The 17,212-nt window shown below is 71.3% G+C and carries 11 protein-coding genes; 5 read left to right on the forward strand and 6 right to left on the reverse strand.

Features of this window, described 5'->3' with window-relative positions; all coding sequences use genetic code 11:
* Positions 1–4 precede the first annotated feature (4 nt).
* Together FMQ63_RS12860 and FMQ63_RS12865 are read right to left on the reverse strand one after the other, a co-directional pair.
* Positions 5–2,053 carry an FtsX-like permease family protein gene (locus FMQ63_RS12860; protein WP_225909796.1) on the reverse strand — a complete coding sequence of 683 codons (2,049 nt, stop codon included), beginning with the start codon at positions 2,051–2,053 and terminating at the stop codon, positions 5–7.
* 95 nt (positions 2,054–2,148) lie between these two features.
* Positions 2,149–6,261, reverse strand: a complete 4,113-nt coding sequence (locus FMQ63_RS12865; RefSeq protein ID WP_176973849.1) for an SDR family NAD(P)-dependent oxidoreductase — start codon at positions 6,259–6,261, stop codon at positions 2,149–2,151.
* 87 nt (positions 6,262–6,348) lie between these two features.
* On the opposite strand from FMQ63_RS12865, the gene FMQ63_RS12870 reads away from it, so the two are divergent.
* On the forward strand, positions 6,349–7,851 hold the full coding sequence (locus tag FMQ63_RS12870) for a class I SAM-dependent methyltransferase (protein ID WP_026113811.1): 1,503 nt from the start codon (positions 6,349–6,351) through the stop codon (positions 7,849–7,851).
* A gap of 114 nt (positions 7,852–7,965) precedes the next feature.
* Positions 7,966–8,943, forward strand: a complete 978-nt coding sequence (locus tag FMQ63_RS12875; protein ID WP_011551712.1) for a fatty acid desaturase — start codon at positions 7,966–7,968, stop codon at positions 8,941–8,943.
* Between the two features lie 9 nt (positions 8,944–8,952).
* On the opposite strand, the gene FMQ63_RS12880 is transcribed toward FMQ63_RS12875, so the two are convergent.
* Genes FMQ63_RS12880 through FMQ63_RS12895 form a run of 4 tightly spaced genes read right to left on the reverse strand, consistent with a single transcriptional unit; the run spans position 8,953 to position 13,627 of the window.
* Positions 8,953–10,119: a pyridoxal phosphate-dependent aminotransferase gene (locus FMQ63_RS12880; protein WP_011551711.1), complete on the reverse strand. Its 1,167-nt coding sequence runs from the start codon at positions 10,117–10,119 to the stop codon at positions 8,953–8,955.
* A gap of 18 nt (positions 10,120–10,137) precedes the next feature.
* On the reverse strand, positions 10,138–11,637 hold the full coding sequence (locus FMQ63_RS12885) for a class I SAM-dependent methyltransferase (protein ID WP_011551710.1): 1,500 nt from the start codon (positions 11,635–11,637) through the stop codon (positions 10,138–10,140).
* Between the two features lie 14 nt (positions 11,638–11,651).
* Positions 11,652–12,677: an ABC transporter permease gene (locus FMQ63_RS12890; RefSeq protein ID WP_011551709.1), complete on the reverse strand. Its 1,026-nt coding sequence runs from the start codon at positions 12,675–12,677 to the stop codon at positions 11,652–11,654.
* Positions 12,677–13,627 carry an ABC transporter ATP-binding protein gene (locus FMQ63_RS12895; RefSeq protein WP_011551708.1) on the reverse strand — a complete coding sequence of 317 codons (951 nt, stop codon included), beginning with the start codon at positions 13,625–13,627 and terminating at the stop codon, positions 12,677–12,679. Before FMQ63_RS12895 ends, FMQ63_RS12890 begins: the two co-directional genes overlap by 1 nt.
* A 114-nt stretch (positions 13,628–13,741) precedes the next feature.
* On the opposite strand from FMQ63_RS12895, the gene FMQ63_RS12900 reads away from it, so the two are divergent.
* From FMQ63_RS12900 to FMQ63_RS12910, 3 genes are read left to right on the forward strand one after another with little or no spacing between them, the layout of a single operon-like run.
* Positions 13,742–14,563 carry a lysophospholipid acyltransferase family protein gene (locus FMQ63_RS12900; RefSeq protein ID WP_141590145.1) on the forward strand — a complete coding sequence of 274 codons (822 nt, stop codon included), beginning with the start codon at positions 13,742–13,744 and terminating at the stop codon, positions 14,561–14,563.
* Complete coding sequence (locus FMQ63_RS12905; RefSeq protein ID WP_011551706.1) at positions 14,560–15,507, forward strand: SDR family oxidoreductase; 948 nt, start codon at positions 14,560–14,562, stop codon at positions 15,505–15,507. Before FMQ63_RS12900 ends, FMQ63_RS12905 begins: the two co-directional genes overlap by 4 nt.
* Before the next feature lie 39 nt (positions 15,508–15,546).
* Positions 15,547–17,124, forward strand: coding sequence for a bifunctional 3-(3-hydroxy-phenyl)propionate/3-hydroxycinnamic acid hydroxylase (locus tag FMQ63_RS12910; RefSeq protein WP_011551705.1), 1,578 nt, complete (start codon positions 15,547–15,549; stop codon positions 17,122–17,124).
* Positions 17,125–17,212: the final 88 nt, after the last annotated feature.

Genomic DNA, 17,212 nt, shown 5'->3' on the forward strand with positions numbered 1-17,212 from the left:
CGGTTCAGCCCTCGCCCTTCCGCATGGCTTCGATGGGCTCCACCGCGCTGCCTCGCCAGGCCGGTACCAGTGTCGCCAGCAGCACCACGGCCGTCACCGCCACCACCACGGCCACGGTTCCGCCCAGCGCCAGCGCTGGACGCAGCACGGGGCCGCCCAGGAAGAACTGCAGGGAGCCATCCTCCACCGCCACGCCGTCTCCGGTCGCAAGCCACAACAACGCCGCGCCCAGCACCGCGCCCAGGACGCTGCCGATACCGCCCAGCAGCGACCCTTCCAGCAGCAGCGAGGTGAAGACCTCGCGACGTTGCATTCCCACCGCGCGCAGCGTGCCGACCTCCGCCACGCGTTCCCGCGCCAGCAGCAGCAGCGTTCCAGCGGCGACCAGCGCGACGAAGGAGGACATCAACAGCGCGAAGAGCAGCAGCACCGCCTGGAGCATCACCACCAGACCGCCCAGCAACCCACCCGCCTCCTGCCAACCCACCGTGGCCAGCGCTTCACCACCGGGCAGCGCGCGCATGCGGGCCGCGACGTCCTCGGCGGAGGCGCCGGGCGCCAGCACCACCGCGGCCTGCAACACCGTGCCGCGTGAGAGCTCGTCCTCGGAGAAGGTCTCCGGCAGGGCCCGAGCACGCTCGAAGACCGGGGCCTGTTCGGTGTGCGCCGTCTGCGCCTCCGCGTCCACGATGTCAGGCGGATGGAAGGCGTCCAGGGACTCGGGGGGCGCCATGGCCTCCCCTTCCATGCCAAAGGTCTCGAACAGCGCCCGCGCCTCGTCCTGCTGTGCCTGGGTGAAGCGGCCAGACAGGTGCCGCGCCGTGACGAGGTCCACCACGCTCATGGTGTTGACCCGGCCGTCGTCGCCGCCCAGGCCCCGGAAGCGGAAGATGCCGAAGACTCGCACTGGCACGGCGGTGCCACTCTCCAGCGGCGTCTTCAGTGACAGCACGTCCCCGGGCTTGAGCCGGTACAGCGGCAGCGAGGGCGCCAGCTCCCCGTAGAACTGTCCGAAGCGGGTGTCGAAGTTGGCGTCGTCCACCGAGAGGAAGCGCGCCAGCAGGGCCTCCAGTTCGCCCGGCTCGCCCAGCACGCGGGCCAGTCCGGCCTGGAGCGCCGTGGCGCGCTCGATGTCCAGGCGAGCCACCAGGTCCGGCACCTCCGCGACGTTGCGCTCCACCAGCGTGCGCAGCTGCTCGTCCTCCGCCAACGTGAGGCCCCGCTCGCGCTCGCGGCGCAGCGTGTCCATGCGCACGGCGATGGGGTGCTTGAAGTGCTGCTCGTACGTCGCGTGCCCCATGACGAGGCCCCGCGTCCCTGGCGGAGGAAGCTGCCCGGAGACGAGCTCGAAGCGCGGGAAGGCCCGGGCGAAGCGCGCCACGTCCGTGCCCAGGTAGTCCACCGGAAGCTCTTCACCCTCGCCCGCTTGCCGCGCCACGCGGTTCTCCAACACCTCCAGCAGGCCCTGTGGGTCCTCGGTGAGCCGCTCCCAGAAGGCGGGCTCGGCCGCGTCCCGCAGCACGCGCAGGTCATCCGCGAAGGCGGGCTCTTCCGCGAAGGCCTCGCTCCGGCGATCCGCGTTGCGCGCCACCCGCGCCAGCGTCAGCCGCAGGTCCTCGCCCAGACGGCGCAGCCGTGCGTCCCGTTCCTCGGAGGCCGGCGCCCGCGCCGCCTCGCGCAACACCGCCAGCTTTTCATCCAGGGCGTTGCCACGGAACACAGCGCCCATGCCCAGCTCCAGCGGCACCACCTCCTGGATGCCGGGGAGGTCGCGCAGCCGCGGCTCCAGGGCGCCGTAGTCCGGAATGGGTTGCAGGTCCGGGACGCCCCCTGGCCCCACCACGACCTGGGGCGTTCCCGTGGAGGCGGCGGCGTAGACCTGGAGGTCCCCCGCGCCGCTCTCGATGAGACTTCGCCGCGTGCCGTCATGGATGCTACCCATCAACGACACACCCGGCGTCAGCAGCGCCGCCGCGCCTGCCGCCAGCAGCCCCACCACCCAGCTTCGGGGGCGGGCCAGCACACCTTGAACAGTGAGCGACCACAGCGTCACGCAGACTCCTCGGTCCGGTGCCATGCCCGGACAAGACACATGCCCGGGTCGTTGGACGCTACAACGGACGGGGCGGAGGGACTACCGCCTCTCGCTCACGTGGGCTCCAGCACGCGCAGGAGCAGGTCCACCTGCGCGTCGCTGAGCACCGAGATGTCCAACTGCGTCAGGTCCACCACGCGCCGCACGTGCTCCGCCAACGCCGTGGCCGTGGGGTGCTCGAACAGGGCCACCTCGCGCAGTTGCAGGCCGGTGCGCTCGTTGATGCGCGCCACCACCCGGGTGGCCTGGAGCGAGCTGCCGCCCAGCGTGAAGAAGTCAGAACCGACGCCCACGCCCTGGGCTCCGAGCACCTCGTGGAAGGCGTCCATCACCACCGTCTCGAATGGCCCGGCGGCGGCTCCGTCCCCCGCCCCGGAGAGGTCGGCGGCCAGGGCCTCACGGTCCACCGCGCCGTCCGCTCGGCAGGGCCATTCCGGCAGGGAATGGAGTACCGCGTCGGAGAGTCCCTCGGGCGGGACGTCTCCCGGCCGCTGCACCAGGAAGACATGGGCCGCGTCCAGGCCCTGCCCCTCGCCCAATCCCGCCTGACGCCAGGGCCAGGCCGCCCCCACCACGCCTGACAGCAGGTGCGCGGGCATGTGCTCCACCGCCAAGGCCACGGAGGCCAGGGCCTGGGATGGCTCCAGCACCCGGTACCCCGGCGGCGCGGCCCCCAGTGAGCGCGCGAGCCCCGTCTCCCGCACCTGGCTCAGCGATACCGCCACCGCGTGGCGGCCCTGTGCGGTCAGCCGCTCGGCGAACCGTTCGAGGAAGGCCGTGCCAGCGCAGTAGGCCGCGTGGCGGCCCGCGCCCAGCGTTCCCATCAACGACGCCGCGAAGACGCAGACGGCTTGGGGCCTGTCCTTCAAGACGGTCGCGATGGCCCTCGCGCCCAGTGCATGTGCGGCGGCGCCTTGTACCAGTGTCTCCGGCGTCTCGTGCTCCAACGCGACGGGCGTCAGCGTGCCCGCGAAGTGGAAGGCGCCGTCGAGCGACTGACCGAAGTGCGCCTCCGCGTCGCGCACGGCATTCCGAAGCGCGACCTCGTTCGTGACGTCCACGGAGACATACTTCGCGGTGCCCAGCTCGGACTCCAGCGCCCTTGCCTCGGGACCATGAGGGCGCCGCCCCACGAGCAGCAGCCGGGCGTCCAGGCCCTGCCGCAGCTGACGTGCCCACTCACGTCCCAGGCCACCGAGCGCGCCTGTTACCAGGTAGAGCCCTCCCCGCTTGAGGCGCTGGGGCGCCGCGAGCGGTGGCGGCGTCCATGGGGTGAAGACGCGCTCCCAACGCGTGCCTTCCCGCCACGCCACCTCGCGCGCGGCATCCTGGGAGGCGAGTTCGCGGGCGACAGCATGGGCGGTGGCGGATGCATCCGGTGGCGTCCATGCCACCCGCGCTTCCAGCCCCGGAACCTCCGCCGCAGCGGTCCAGAGCAGGCCCGGCGTCAGCAAGGCAGCCAGCGAAGCCGCGTCGTCCCCTCCCGACTCCGGAAGCACCGCGAGCACGCGCACGACCGGAGCGCCCTCGCCTCGCCTGGCCAGGGACTGGAGCGCATGAAGCAGTGGCGCCATGCGAGAGGCCACCGCCGCTTGCGGCACGGCATCCGAGGCCGTGCCTTGAACCGGCACAGCCAGATGCGCGACCGGCGCCGCCTGCATCGCGCCGTCCGAGGCCGTGCCCTGGTCAGGTGCGGCAACGCCCCCGGACACGCCTCCGCCAGGCGCTCTGGCGGCAGCGTCCTGGAAGCGCCCATCCGCAGCCGTCATCTCCCCGCGAAGCACAGACTCACGGACCGCGGGCACCTCCTGCGCCTCCGGCAGCAGCACCACCACGTCGCCACAGGGCACACTGCGCTCCGCAAGGGCCTCAATGGCACGAACGAGCTCACCGCTCGCCTCCGGCGCCACCCGCACCACCTCGTAGCCGTCGGCCTGTTCGCGCAATGCCCCGGCGAAGGCTTCGTCCGCGATGACGACCACGGCACCGCGTGTTCCCACCCTGGTCGCCAGCGGCCGAGGCACCCACCGGGACACCGCCAGGCACGGCGGCATCGTGGCGGGTCCGCCCAGGACGCTCAGCGAGCGGTGATACTCGGCCCCCAGCTCGCCCGCCTCGAAACGGCGCCGCAATTCGGTGCGACCCCGCTTCCCCAGCTCCGTGCGCGGCACCTGCTCGCGCGCCAGGGGCAACAGGTGCGCGACATGGAAGCCGAGCACCCGGCCCACCTTCTCCCGGATGCTCCGCAGCAACTCCGCCAGCGGCGGCGCATCCGGCGTGGGCACGAAGCAGACAGCCAGTTCATCCGTCTGTGCCGCACCGCTCCGCGTCGGGCAGGCCACGGTGTACGACGGCAGCACGCCAGGCACCGACTCCACCACCTCCTCGATGTCCTGCGGGTAGACGTTGTTGCCGTGGAGGATGAGGACCTCCTTCTGGCGCCCCGCGATGGACATCTGCCCGTCCTGAATCACGGCCATGTCCCCGGTGCGAAACCAGCCATCAGCCGTGAAGGAGCGCGCGTTGAGTTCCGCGTCATCCAGGTAGCCGGACAGCACCTGCTCACCCCGGGCCTGCAGGTGGCCGACCTGACCTTCGGGAACCACCGCGTCGGTGTCGTCCACCACACGCAGGGCCGCGCCCACCGGAGGCGGTCCCAGCTCCGTCGCCGCTTCCACGGGATGGGTCCGCACGCCCCGCGTCATCGAGAAGAAGGACGACGTCTCCGCCATGCCCCAGGCCGGGCACACCGCGTCCTCGCGCAGTCCGCTGTCGCGCAGGGGCTCGGAGAAGCGCCGGAGCGTCGCGGGCAGCACGGACTCGCCACCAGAGGCCAGCACCCGCACCTGCTCCAGCCGCCACGCGCGGCGCTCCTCGCGCTCCAGCCGATCCGCCACCAGGCCGTAGGCGAAGTTGGGGGCCCAGCTCATCGTCCCGCCGAACTCCGAGAGCAAATCCAGCCAGCGCAGCACGTCCGCCAGGACGTAGTCGCGCGCCACCAGCACATGGGGCGTGCGGGTGCGCAGCGCGAGCAGGTGGGGGTAGCTCGTCCCCGCCACGTGGTCCAAGGGCATCCAGCTCACGCCCACGTCCCCAGGCAGGTACCAACCGCCGGCCACCATCCCCTCGCCCATCGCCATCAGGTTGGCGTGCTTCAACACCACGCCCTTGGGACGCCCGGTGCTCCCAGACGTGAAGGAGAGGATGGCGGGCGCCTCCGGGTCCACGGCCGCGAGGGGCCCCGGCTCCGCGCCCGACAGGGATTGCAGCGACAGGGCGCGCAGCCCCGCCTCCGACAGCGGCGCCGTGGCCCTCGCCTCCGTGAGCAGCCACGGTGTTCCCAACCGCTCCGACACCGAGATGAGCCGCGCGACGCCAGGCTGCGAGCGCTCCAGCGACGCCGGCAGCGCCAGCGGCACCGGCACCACGCCGCCGAGCGTGCAGGCCCAGAAGCCACGCACGAAGTCGCCCGGGCGCTCCATCGCGAGCATCACCCTGTCACCCGTCTTCGCGCCCCGCGCCCGCAGACCTCCCCACAGCCGGAGCGCCTCGTCCCAGAGCGCGGCGAACGTCAGCGTCTCCCGCTGCCCCTGTACGTCGATGAAGGTGATGACATGACCGGGAGCGTGCGCCACGGCCTGCTGGAGCAGTTCGACGAGCGTCCGCGGCGCTCCCGCGGGCATGCTGCGCGGTCCTGAATCGATGAGGGAAGGCCGGCCTCCCGCATCAATCCGCGCCGGAGCCTGAGCCGAAGACACGGGCGCCACGCCCCCCGCCTTCAGTCGCAGCGCGGCGGGAAGCAAGGCGTCCAGCGGCGTGTGGACCTCCCCGTCCCGCCGGGTCCCCACGAGCGCCACCGCCTCGATGCCCTGTTGCCGGAGCGCGTCCTCCAGGGCCTGAAGCCTCGCGGGCACGGGCGGCATGCTCTGGCGCAGCGCCGCCGCGTCCACATCGCCGGAGTCGAGCCGGGGCAGCGCGTCCACCAGCGCCACGGCGGGAACATCCGGCCCCAGGCGCTCGTGAAGCAGTGCGTCCAGTTCAGCCGCTCGCACCGCGCGCCGAGGCACCACCCAGGCCACTTCGGGCGACACCCAGACGTCACGGACGCGCGCTTCCGCACGCAGGAACTCCTCGACGAGTTGCACCATCGACGCGCGTGATTCCATGTCTCAAGCGTATCAGAGCCGCTCCCGGCCCCGCCGCGAGGGAGCCGGGTTGCACCCGGAGGACGGGTGGGAACAAGCTGTGGGTTCATGGCCGCCCCCCACGAGCCCGTCTCCCTCGCACAGTCACTCCACTTCTGGGCGCGCAACGCCTCCAACGAGTCCGCCCTCTTCCAGACAGCGCTCCGGGTGGGGCTCTTCGACGCACTCACCGTGGAGGGCAGAGGTGAACCACTGCCGGTGGAGACGCTGGCGGAGCGGCTCGGCTGTTCCGCGCGAGGACTCCGCTCACTGCTGGAGCTGTTGGTGTGCCTGGACTTCGTCCGCATGGACGACACGCGCCGCTTCAGCCTCGCGCCCCACACCGCCACCCTCCTGGGCGACTCGGCCTTCCGCCAGCAGCTTCAAGCCGAGCTCCCCTGGTGGGGCCCCATGGGGTTGCTGGCCGACGCCGTGAAGTCCGGCGAGCCGGTGGACTTCGAGGGACAGCGCTGGGACGTCCTCAGCCACCTCCGCGAGCGACTGGTGGCGCCCACGCCGTTCGCCACTCCCGCGCACGAGGACTTCTTCGACCGCTTCACCCGCAGCGGCCTGCGTACCCAGGTTCTCCTGGCCGCGGGACAGAGCGGGTTGTTGGCGGCGCTCGCCGAGGACGTCCGCACGGAGCAGGCGCTGGGCGAGTCCACGTCCACGCGTGCCCCCGGGGTGCTGCTGGAAGCGCTGGCCGTGCTGGGAATGACGCGGCGTCAGGAGGATGGGTGGGCGCTGACACCTGAGGCGAAGACACTGCTGGAAGGAAAGGCCCTGGCCTACCTGGTGCGCTCGCTGTCCGTGTCCGCGCGGTACTGGGAGGCCCTCGGACGCCTGGACGAGACGGTGCGTCACGAGCGCTACGTGCTCGACCTGAAGGACCCCGAGGTGAGCGGGCGCTTCTACGCGGACAACTCCCAGCAAATCACCGCCGTGTTCGCCACCCACTTCCAACTCAGCCGCCGCGCCGCGGCCACGCTCGCGGGCGTGCGTCCGCTGGAGGGCGCCGCGGTGCTGGACATCGGCACCGGCTCGGGCGTGTGGGGCGCGGCCTTCGCGCGCACGTCGTCCTCCACACACGTCACGTACTTCGACCAGGCCATCGTGCTGGAGCAGGTGCGCCGCAACGTCGCGAAGCTGGAGGTCGCGGACCGGGCGCGCTTCTGGCCAGGGAACCTCTTCACCCAGGACTTCGGCGCCGCGGACTTCGACGTCATCATCCTCCCCCAGGTGCTCAACGTGCTGAGCCCGAAGGACGTCCCAGACATCTTCGCGCGCGTGGCCCGGGCACTGCGTCCGGACGGCATCCTCGTCATCGCCGAGTACGTGCTCAACGAGCGCCGCGACGGCCCCCTGGACCACCTCTACTTCGGCTTCCGTCGCTTCATGACGAACGAGGGCGACCTGCTGTCCGCGTCCGAGTACGCGAAGCTGCTCGCGGACGTGGGCCTCACCACCTCCGTCTGCATCCCCCTTCCCACCCAGGAACTGGTGTTCGCCGCGCGAGACGGCGTGGCCCTGCCCACCGCGCTGGCCCCACCGCCCCGACCGCCTTCTGTCTGACACAGCGCGATACATCTGACACAGCGCGATACATCTCCCGCCCCTCGCCTTGCCCGGAGAAGGGTGCCCGGTTAGCGTTCCCCCAGTCCGCCCCCTCGCCCCGAAAGGTCTCCCGTGAGCGCCGCGCCGCAGGAGGACAGCGACGCCCTGCCGTCCCCGGCCGCCCGGCCCGTGCGTGGCGTGCGCCCGACCTCCGTCGCCGCGAGGCTGCGCGCCGAATACGCACGAGAGGTCGCCACGCTCGGCTACCACGCGCACTCCGTGCCCGGCGCGCTGGCCCATCTGGCGCTGCACCTGGGCCTGGCCGTGGCCGCCGCGGCGGCCTTCGAGCTGTTGCTGCCACACGCACCACGTGCCGCCTGGCTCGTGTACCCGCTGCTGGCCTTCCTCATCGCGACGCGCTTTCGCGCGGTGGGCAACATGCTCCATGAGGCGTGTCACGGCATGCTCGTGCGCGGCAAGCGCCACAACCGGAACCTGGGACACCTGCTGGCGGTGCTCGACCTGACGGCCCTGGACCCGTATCGCAGGGACCACTTCAGTCACCATCTCCACCTGGGTGACGCGGAGAAGGACCTGGACTTCCAGCCGCGCCGCCGCTTCGGCTTCGCGGACCCGGACCAGCCCTTCGTGAAGTCACACCTGCTGCGCCCCCTGCTGCTCATCCACCTGCCCGCCTTCATCCGCCCGGTGTTATTCCACCGCGAGGACCCGGTCTGGGTGACGCTGCTGCGCTGGAGCTTCATCGGCGGCCTGCTCGCCGTGGCGCACTTCGTCGTGGGCTGGGACGTGTTCCTGCGCGCCTACGTCATCCCCTACTTCGTCGCCTACCAGGTCATCCGCTACTGGTCGGACGCGGTGGACCACGCGGGCATCATCTCCTCCGCGGATGAGTTCCACCGTTCCCGCAATCACGTCTTCGCGTGGGGCTGGCTCAACCGGCTCGTCTTCCCGCGCAACGACGAGTACCACCTCACGCACCACCTCTTCCCCGCGGTGCCCACGCCCTTCCAGGGGCGCGTGCACCAACTGCTGCTGCGCGACGCGGACTATGCCGCGCGCGAGCATGCCTTCGCGTCCCTGACGCGGTAGCGCGGGCGCTCAGCGCGCGGTGGCGCGCTCGATGGCGTCCAGCGCCTCGGAGAAACGCTCCGGCGCGATGCCCAGTCCCAACCGGAAACCGTGCCCGCGCTCCAGCGGATGTGCTCCGTCCGGCGAGCCCGCCTCCATGGCGCTCAGCGGCAGGACGAACACGCCCACATCCGACAGGGCCTTGAGCAGCGTCTCCGCGCTGGCGTCGTCCCGAGCCTCCCGCAGGCCGATGCAGGTGACGAGCCCGCCCTGGGGCGCGACGCCATAGACACCGCGCGAGCGCTCCAGGAAAGCAGAGAGCGTGGCGCGATTGCGCAGCCAGTCCTCCCGAGCGCGGCGCAACGCAGGACTGTCCAAATCCCGCAGCACCTCGCGCGCCACCCACTCCGTCACCGGATTCACCGTGTGCGTCGTGTAGTTCTTCTCGTTCTGCATCCGCGACAGCATGGCCGTGTCGCCCACCGTCCAGCCGATGCGCAGCCCCGGGCAGCCCAGGCACTTGATGAAGGAGCCGGTGACGAAGTGCCGCGAGCCCGGCCGGTACACGGACGCGCCCAGCACGGACGTCTCCGAGGACAGGAAGCGGTAGTGCTCGTCCCCCACCACCGTGGCGCCCGTCCGCTCCGCCCAGCGCTCCACCGCCGACAGCAGTTCCGCCGTCAGCACCAGGCCGCTGGGATTGTGCGGGTTGTTGATGATGACGGTGTCGGGCTGCTCGCGCTCCAGCCGCTCCAGCCACAGGTCCGCGTCCACGGACGGCACGCCGTTCGCGTCCCATTTCACGGGCAACCGCACCACCTCCGCGCCCTGACGCTGGGGCAGCTCGTAGAGGAGCTGGAACGCCGGCCACGCCAGGGCCACCTTGCGCGGGCGGAGCTGGCGGAACAGCAGCAGCAACGCCTCGCTGGTGCCAGTGGTGATGAGGACGTTGTCCCGCGTGGCGCCCGGGTGCATGGCCGCCACCGCGTCGCGCAGGTCCGCGCGGCCCCAGTTGGGGCTGTCATTCAAAGGCGTGGAGAGGAACACCTCGGCGGCGCGCTCGGCGCTGACGCCCGAGCCGAGGAGCAGCTCGCCCACGGTGACGGGGCGTCCACCGGACTCCCCCAGGTTGAAGCGCGCGGTGAAGCGCGAGCCCTCCAGGTAGTCCTCCATGAAGAAGGTGCGCAGCGGTTCCATGATGCTCCCGAAAAGGAATCAGGCGGAGGGGGCGACGTCCGGCCACGCGACGTCCCCCCGATGAGCGATGACGACCTGCTGAATGGGCATGTCGAAGCCGCGGGCGTCCGTGAGGCCCACCGGCCCCAGCAGCGCACGGAACTCCGGCAGGGACAGCACGTCCCCCTCGTTCGTCACGTATCGGCGCAGCGCGAAGTAGAGCGCGTCCAGCGGGCCGTCGCGCCGGTCCGTCAGCAGGTAGCCGGAGATGAGCAGCAGCCCGCCGGGACGCAACGCCCGAGCCAGCCGGGCGAAGAAGCTCGGGAGCTCCGAGGGCGGCAGCGCGGGGATGATTTGTGGCAGCAGGATGACGTCGTAGCGGGACTCGCCGTAGTCCACCGAGAGACAGTCTCCCGCCCACAGCTCGGAGCGGGCCTCCAGCTTCAGCTTCGCCAGATGGGGGCGCACCGCGTCCAGCACGTGCGGCGAATCCAGGTACGTGACGTGCGTGGTGGGGTCCGCCAACCCGAAGGCCGCGCCCCACACGCCCGAGCCCGTGCCGACGTCCAACACGCGCGCCTGTGCCAATGGCCGCATCGACCGCACCAGCGTCGCGGCCTGCCGGCTCAGCCGCAGGTGCGAGGCGAAGATGCTGGAGATGCGTGAAGCGTTCTCCTGGTAGATGCGCCGCGCCGTCTCCGGGTCACGCAAGTCCAACCGGAAGCGCTGCTCGCGCACCGCCTCATCCAGGTGCCCCAGCGCCTCCCAGTAGGCCATGGTCGCCGGCAGCGCTCGCTGGAAGTACGGAAGGCTCTGGGCGTCCAGCGCCCGGCCCGCGGCCTCCGTGAAGCCCCAGCCTGTCTCCTGTGCCTGGACGATGCCCATCGCCGCCAACGCGCCCAGCAACACCTCCAGCGCCTCCGCCGACGCGCCCACTTCCCGCGCCAGCACCTCCAGCGGCACAGGCCCGCGCACCAGCTTCACCAGCACGTCCAGCTCCGCGGCCGTCACCAACGCCAGCGTGCGCGCGGGGTTGCGGGCGAAGCGGTCATGGAAGTCCCGGGCCTCGGCGCTCGGGATGGATGGCGCGGGCGACAGGAACAGCGCGCGGTACCATCCGAGCACGTCCCACGACTCCCCGCCCCACTCCACGGGACCACCACCGCGCACGGCCTGGGACAGAAGCGCCAGCGGATGCCACCACCGCCGCGCCTCCTTCAGCCTCGTGGTGAACGCCTCGTCCCGGAGGAAGGCCACAGTCGAGGCGCGCAGCGAATACCCCCGCCCCTCCTCCAGGTGGACGAAGCCCAGCGCGACCAGCGGCTCGACGACGGAGCGCGTCCCCCGCCAGGTGCCGCCCACCCGCTTCGCGAGCGTCTCCAGGGACACCGGCTCGCCCGAGCCCGTCTCCGGGAGGTGTCCGAAGAGGCCGAGCGCGAAGGCTGCCTGAAGTGCCGCCGCTTCGTTGCTGGCGTCTCGCGCGTGGAAGTTGAGCTGCTGAACGAAGGCGGGGGACGGCGCGGAAACGGGCTGTGACACGAAGCAGCGCTCCTTTACGTCCAGCGGAACCAACGAAGAGCCAGCAGCAGCGGCACCACGGTCCACGCGGCCAGCACCAACATGGGCGCACCCAGTGAAGCCAGGCCCGCGCCCTCCAGCATGACAGCCCGCAGCGAGTCATTGATGGCCGTGAGCGGCAAGGCGCGGATGACCGGCTGCAACCAAGAGGGGAAGTTTCCGGCCGCAAAGAAGACGCCGGAGACGAACATCATCGGCAGCGAGACGAGGTTGACGAGCCCGCCCACCGCCTCCTCCGTCCGCGCCCGGCTGGCCACCAGCACGCCGAGCGCGGCGAAGCACAGCGCCCCCGCGAGCCCCACCAGCGTCAATGTGAAGTAGCTGCCGAACATCGGCACGCCGAAGAGCCAGCGCGCGAAGGCACAGAAGAAGAGGATTTCCGCCAGCGCGAACCCCGCGCGCGCCAGCATGTAGGACAGGAAGAACTGGGAGCGCCGCATGGGCGTCGCGGCCAGCCGCTTCAGCAGCTTGCCTCCGCGCATCGCCACCAGCGAGCCCGCCACCACCCACAGGCTGCTGGACATCAACGACAGGCCCAGCAGGCCGGGGATGAGGAAGTCGACGTAGCGGTTTCCCGGCTCCGACACCGGCGTGGCCTTCACCACGGCGGGACGCGCGGCGTCTTCCGGCGCGGCGAGCGCCTGCTCCACCAGGAGCCGCGCGGTGCGGCCCTCCGCCTGGCTGGGGTCCACCAGCGCCTCGGGCACCGCGCCCGGCAGCAGCACCAGGGAGAGCTGCCCGCGCGCCAGCCGCCGCCGGGCGGACGCTTCGTCCACGACCTCGGCCGACAGCTCCGGCACGCCCTCCAGCTTCGCCATCAGCGCCGGCGCGCCCGCCCCCTCCGCCACGGCCACACGCACCGGGCCCAGGGAGTCATTCCGGAACGCCAGCCCCAGGAACAGCGAGGTGACGACGGGGAAGATGAACGTCCAGAACAGCACCTCCGGCTGCCGCATCAACATGCGCAGCCGCATCAACACCAACTGGCCCAGGGCGTTCATCAGGCCGCCTTCTCTTCCGCGGACTCGCGCAGGGAGCGGCCCGTCATGTCGATGAAGACATCATCCAGCGTGGGGCGCCGGGTGGACAGGTGCAGCAACTGGCCGCCCCCCGCCGCCACCTCGCGCAGCACCTCCGGCAGCGCCAGGTGCAGCTCCCGCACCCGCAGGGTGATGCGGCCAGCGTGCCGCTGGGCGGCCACCACCGACGGCAGCGGGCGCAACCGCTCCAGGTCCGGCGAGGGCTCCGCCTCCAACTCGATGACCTGCTCCGCGCCCAGCGAGGTGATGATGTCCCGCGGCGTCCCGCGCGCAATCACCCGGCCCCGGTCGATGATGACCAGCCGGTCGCACAGCACTTCGGCCTCATCCATGTAATGCGTGGTCAACACCACGGTGCGCCCGCGCGCCTTGAGCTGCGCCACCACGTCCCACAAGGCGCGGCGCGACTGGGGGTCCAATCCGGTGGTGGGCTCGTCCAGGAAGAGCACGTCCGGGTCGCCCGCCAAGCCCAGCGCCAAGGCCAGCCGCTGCTTCTGGCCGCCGGACAGCTTGCCCACCCGGGCATGGCGCTTCTCGCCCAGTTGCACCAGCCCGATGAGCGCCTCGACCTCCAGGGGGCGTGGGTAGAAGGAGGTGAACAAACGCACCATCTCCTCCACCGTGAGCTGGTCCACCAGCCGCGTCTCCTGGAGCGTCATCCCAATGCGCTCCCGCAGCACCGGCGCGTCCGTCTCCCAGCGCAACCCCAGGAGCCGCACCTCCCCCGAGGTGGCCGTCTGGAGGCCCTCGAGGATTTCCACGGTCGTCGTCTTGCCCGCGCCGTTGGGGCCCAGGAGGCCCACGCACTCGCCACGGCGGATGTCCAGGTCGATTCCGTCCACGGCGGTGACGTCGCCGAAACGTTTGACCAATCCCTTCACCTCGATGGCGAGCTCGTCCTGGTGTGTCATGAATGGGGGGCTGGGGGGCGCGCGGGCGAGTATCGCTCAACACCCGGCGGGTGCCCAACCAACCCGGTGTGGAAAGCGGCGGGGCCGGGCACGTCGGGGTGGTACGGTGCCCCCGTGGCCCTGACCGACTCATTGGAAGCCCGGGTGGACCGGCTGGAACTGCCTTTCAACGAATACGGCGTCGACCCGTACGGCATCTCCAAGTCTCACGTGAAACATGCGCTGCGCGTCTTTGGCGCCATCTACCGCTACTACTTCCGCGTGCGCTGTTACGGGGTAGAGCACATCCCCCCGCGGGGCCGCGGAATGCTGGTGGGCAACCACTCCGGCGGCGTGGCGGTGGACGGGGCCATGGTCCTGACGTCCACCATGTTGGAGATGGACCCGCCCCGGCTGGCGCAGGGCATGGTGGAGCGCTTCCTCCACAACTTCCCCGTGTCCTCGCTGTGGGCCAGCCGCACCGGACAGTTCATCGGGCTGCCCGAGCACGCCAAGCGGCTGCTGGAGGATGACCGGCTGCTGATGATCTTCCCCGAGGGCGCGCGCGGCACGGCCAAGCTCTACAACGAGCGCTACTCGCTGGTGGACTTCGGCACCGGCTTCGTCCGCTTGGCGTTGCAGACGCGCTCGCCCATCATCCCCTTCGCGTTCCTGGGCGGCGGCTCGGCCGTCCCCACGGTGTTCAACGCGTACACGCTGGGGAAGCTGCTCGGCGTGCCCTACGTCCCGTTGACGCCCTACCTGTTGCCGCTGCCGTTGCCGGTGCAGTTGGAAATCCATTACGGCGAGCCGCTCGTCTTCCATGGCACGGGGGACGAAGAGGACCACGTCATCGAGGGCTATGTGGAGAAGGTGAAGCAGCGCATCGCGGGGCTCATCGAGCGCGGCCGCGCGCAGCGGCACAGCCGGCGGATTGGGAGGAACCTGTTGCCATGAGGGTGCTGATTCCAGGCATCTCCGGAGGCATTGCCCGCCAGCTCGCGCTGCACCTGCACGCGCGCGGGCATCAGGTGGCGGGCATCGACACCCGCCCCTGGGCCGAGGCCAAAGAGGCCGGCATCCAGGTCTACCGGGGCGATGTGCGCAAGCGCGCCGCGGAGGACGTCTTCCGCCGCTGGCGTCCCGAAGCCGTGGTGCACATGGCCACCGTCACCGCCTTCACGGTGCCGGGCAAGGAGCGCGGGCGAATCAACCTGGACGGCACCAAGGCGGTGTTCGACCACTGCGCGGCCCATGGCGTGAAGCAGATGCTCTTCGTGGGGCGGCACACCTTCTACGGCGCGGCGCCGGACTCGCCGCTGTACCACTCCGAGGACGAGCCGCCTCGCGCGCTGGAGGCCATTCCGGAGCTGGCGGACCTGGTGGCCGCCGACCTGTACGCGGCCACCGCGCTGTGGCGCCTGCCGAAGATGACGACGGCCGTGCTGCGGCTGCCCTACACCCTGGGGGCCCCCGGCACCGGCACGCTGTCCTCCTTCCTCAAGGGCCGTCGCGTGCCGCTGGTGCTCGGGTACGACCCCCTGTTCCACGTCCTCCAGGAGGAAGACGTGGTGACAGCGTTGACGCTGGCGCTGGAGAAGCAGGTCCGGGGACTCTTCAACGTGGCGGGCCCTCCGCCGATTCCGCTGTCCGTCATCGTCCGGGAGACAGGGCGCAGGGCGGTGCCTTTGCCCGCGCCGCTGCTATCGATGCTGCTGGGCCGGGCCGGCCTCCCCCGCCTGTCAATGGGCGCTTTGGACCACCTGCGCTTCCCCATCGTCGTGGACAACCGCCGCTTCCTGGACGCCACGGGCTTCGAATACCGCCACAGCGTGGCGGACTCGCTGCGCATCTTCCGCGAATCCTCGCCCATCCTCCCCGCGGGGGGCCAAGGACGTTAGACTTCTCCCCGCAGCGGACCTGCTTCCGGGGGGAAGTCCATGTCGGCCGACATCGAGGAAGTGGATGTGGTCATCGCGGGAGGCGGGCCGGTGGGTGTGCTCACCGCCAACCTCCTGGGACTCCAGGGCGTGCGCGTGCTCGTCCTCGAACGGGAGGCCGCGCCGCATGGCCAACCCCGGGCCTTCTCCTGTGACGACGAGGCCCTGCGCATCTACCAGGCCGCGGGGCTGCTCGACGTGCTGAAGCCCGACCTGCGCCAGGGCCGCCACGTCACCTTCACCGGCGTGGGCGGCCAACCCATTGCCCAGGTCCAACTGGGTCAGGTGGACTTCGGCTACGGCCACGCGCCCATCTGGTTCTTCCACCAGCCGCTCCTGGAGAAGGCGCTGCGCGAGGGGCTCTCCCGCTTCCCCGCCGCTGAGCTGCGCACGGGCACCGAGGTGGAATCACTGGAACAGGACGGCGCGGGCGTCACCGTGCGGTACCTCACGTCCGGAGTCCGGCACGGGGTGCGCGCCCGCTACCTGGTGGCCTGTGACGGTGGGCGGAGCACGGTGCGCGCGCTGTTGGGCATCCCCATGGAAGGCCGCGGCGGCCAGGAGCCGTGGATTGCCATCTCCGGCACCGTGGCCGAGGAAGACGCCCCCGCCGAATGTCATGTCGTCTGCGACCCGGTCCGCCCCGGCTTCGTCGGGCGTGGTCCCGTGGGGCGGTTCCGCTGGGAGTTCCGCCTGCGCCTGGGCGAGACGGGCGAGGAGATGACGCAGCCCGGCACGATTCGCCGTCTGATTGGGCCTTATGTGAATCCAGACCGGGTGACGGTGGAGCGAGCGCAGCTCTATAGCTTTCATTCGGTGGTGGCGCAGCGCTGGCGCGTGGGCCGCACCTTCCTGGCGGGAGACGCGGCCCACCTGTTGCCGCCCTTCCTGGGTCAGGGCCTGGTGTCCGGGCTGCGCGACGCGGCGAACCTCGCGTGGAAGCTGGCGTGGGTCCTCCAGGGCCGCGCCCCCGAGGCGCTGCTGGACACCTACGCCGTGGAGCGCCGTCCGCACGTGCGCGCCTTGCTGGAAGCCACCGCGCGGCTGGGCTCCGTGTTCACCGCGCGCAGCACGCCCATGGCCTGGGTACGTGACACCGTGCTCCGGGGCCTCCAGGCCGTTCCGGCCGCGCGCCGCTTCGTGGAGGGATTCCGCTTCAAGCCGGCGCCCGCCATCGAGGAAGGCTGGATGCTGGGCGGCCGCCGCTCGGGTCGGAAGGCCGCTGAAGGCAGCTACCTTCCCCAACCGCGCGTGCGTCGTGCGTCCGGTGAGGAACACCTGTTGGATGACAGCCTGGGCTCCGGCTTCGCCGTGCTGAGCCGGGGCGGCAGCCCGGGGACGGAGGTGGCCCGTGAGCTGGCCGAATCCCTGGGGGCCCGCGCCGTCACCGTGCGCTCCGCGGGTGTCCCGGGCCTGGGCGACAACAGCGTGGAGGACCACACCGGCAGGCTGTCCGAGTGGTTCCGAGAGCACGGCGCCGACGTGGCCGTGGTGCGGCCGGACCGCTTCGTCTTCGGCGCGGTGCCCCTGGCCCGGATGCCCGAGCTGCGCGCGGCGCTGGGCGTGGAAGAGGCCTGAGCCGTTGCACAGACGACAGACATTGCGAGCACGGGGTCCGGAAGACCTCGGGATGCAATCTCTGACTCGCCCAAGCACAATCACTCTC

This window comes from Myxococcus sp. CA005 (genome assembly GCF_006518205.1).
Lineage (GTDB): Bacteria > Myxococcota > Myxococcia > Myxococcales > Myxococcaceae > Myxococcus > Myxococcus xanthus.

Coding starts and splice junctions, on each gene's coding strand:
- FMQ63_RS12865 (WP_176973849.1), bottom strand. CDS start 6,261: ATGGAATCACGCGCGTCGATGGTGCAACTCGTCGAGGAGTTCCTGCGT.
- FMQ63_RS12870 (WP_026113811.1), top strand. CDS start 6,349: ATGGCCGCCCCCCACGAGCCCGTCTCCCTCGCACAGTCACTCCACTTC.
- FMQ63_RS12880 (WP_011551711.1), bottom strand. CDS start 10,119: ATGGAACCGCTGCGCACCTTCTTCATGGAGGACTACCTGGAGGGCTCG.
- FMQ63_RS12890 (WP_011551709.1), bottom strand. CDS start 12,677: ATGAACGCCCTGGGCCAGTTGGTGTTGATGCGGCTGCGCATGTTGATG.
- FMQ63_RS12895 (WP_011551708.1), bottom strand. CDS start 13,627: ATGACACACCAGGACGAGCTCGCCATCGAGGTGAAGGGATTGGTCAAA.
- FMQ63_RS12905 (WP_011551706.1), top strand. CDS start 14,560: ATGAGGGTGCTGATTCCAGGCATCTCCGGAGGCATTGCCCGCCAGCTC.
- FMQ63_RS12910 (WP_011551705.1), top strand. CDS start 15,547: ATGTCGGCCGACATCGAGGAAGTGGATGTGGTCATCGCGGGAGGCGGG.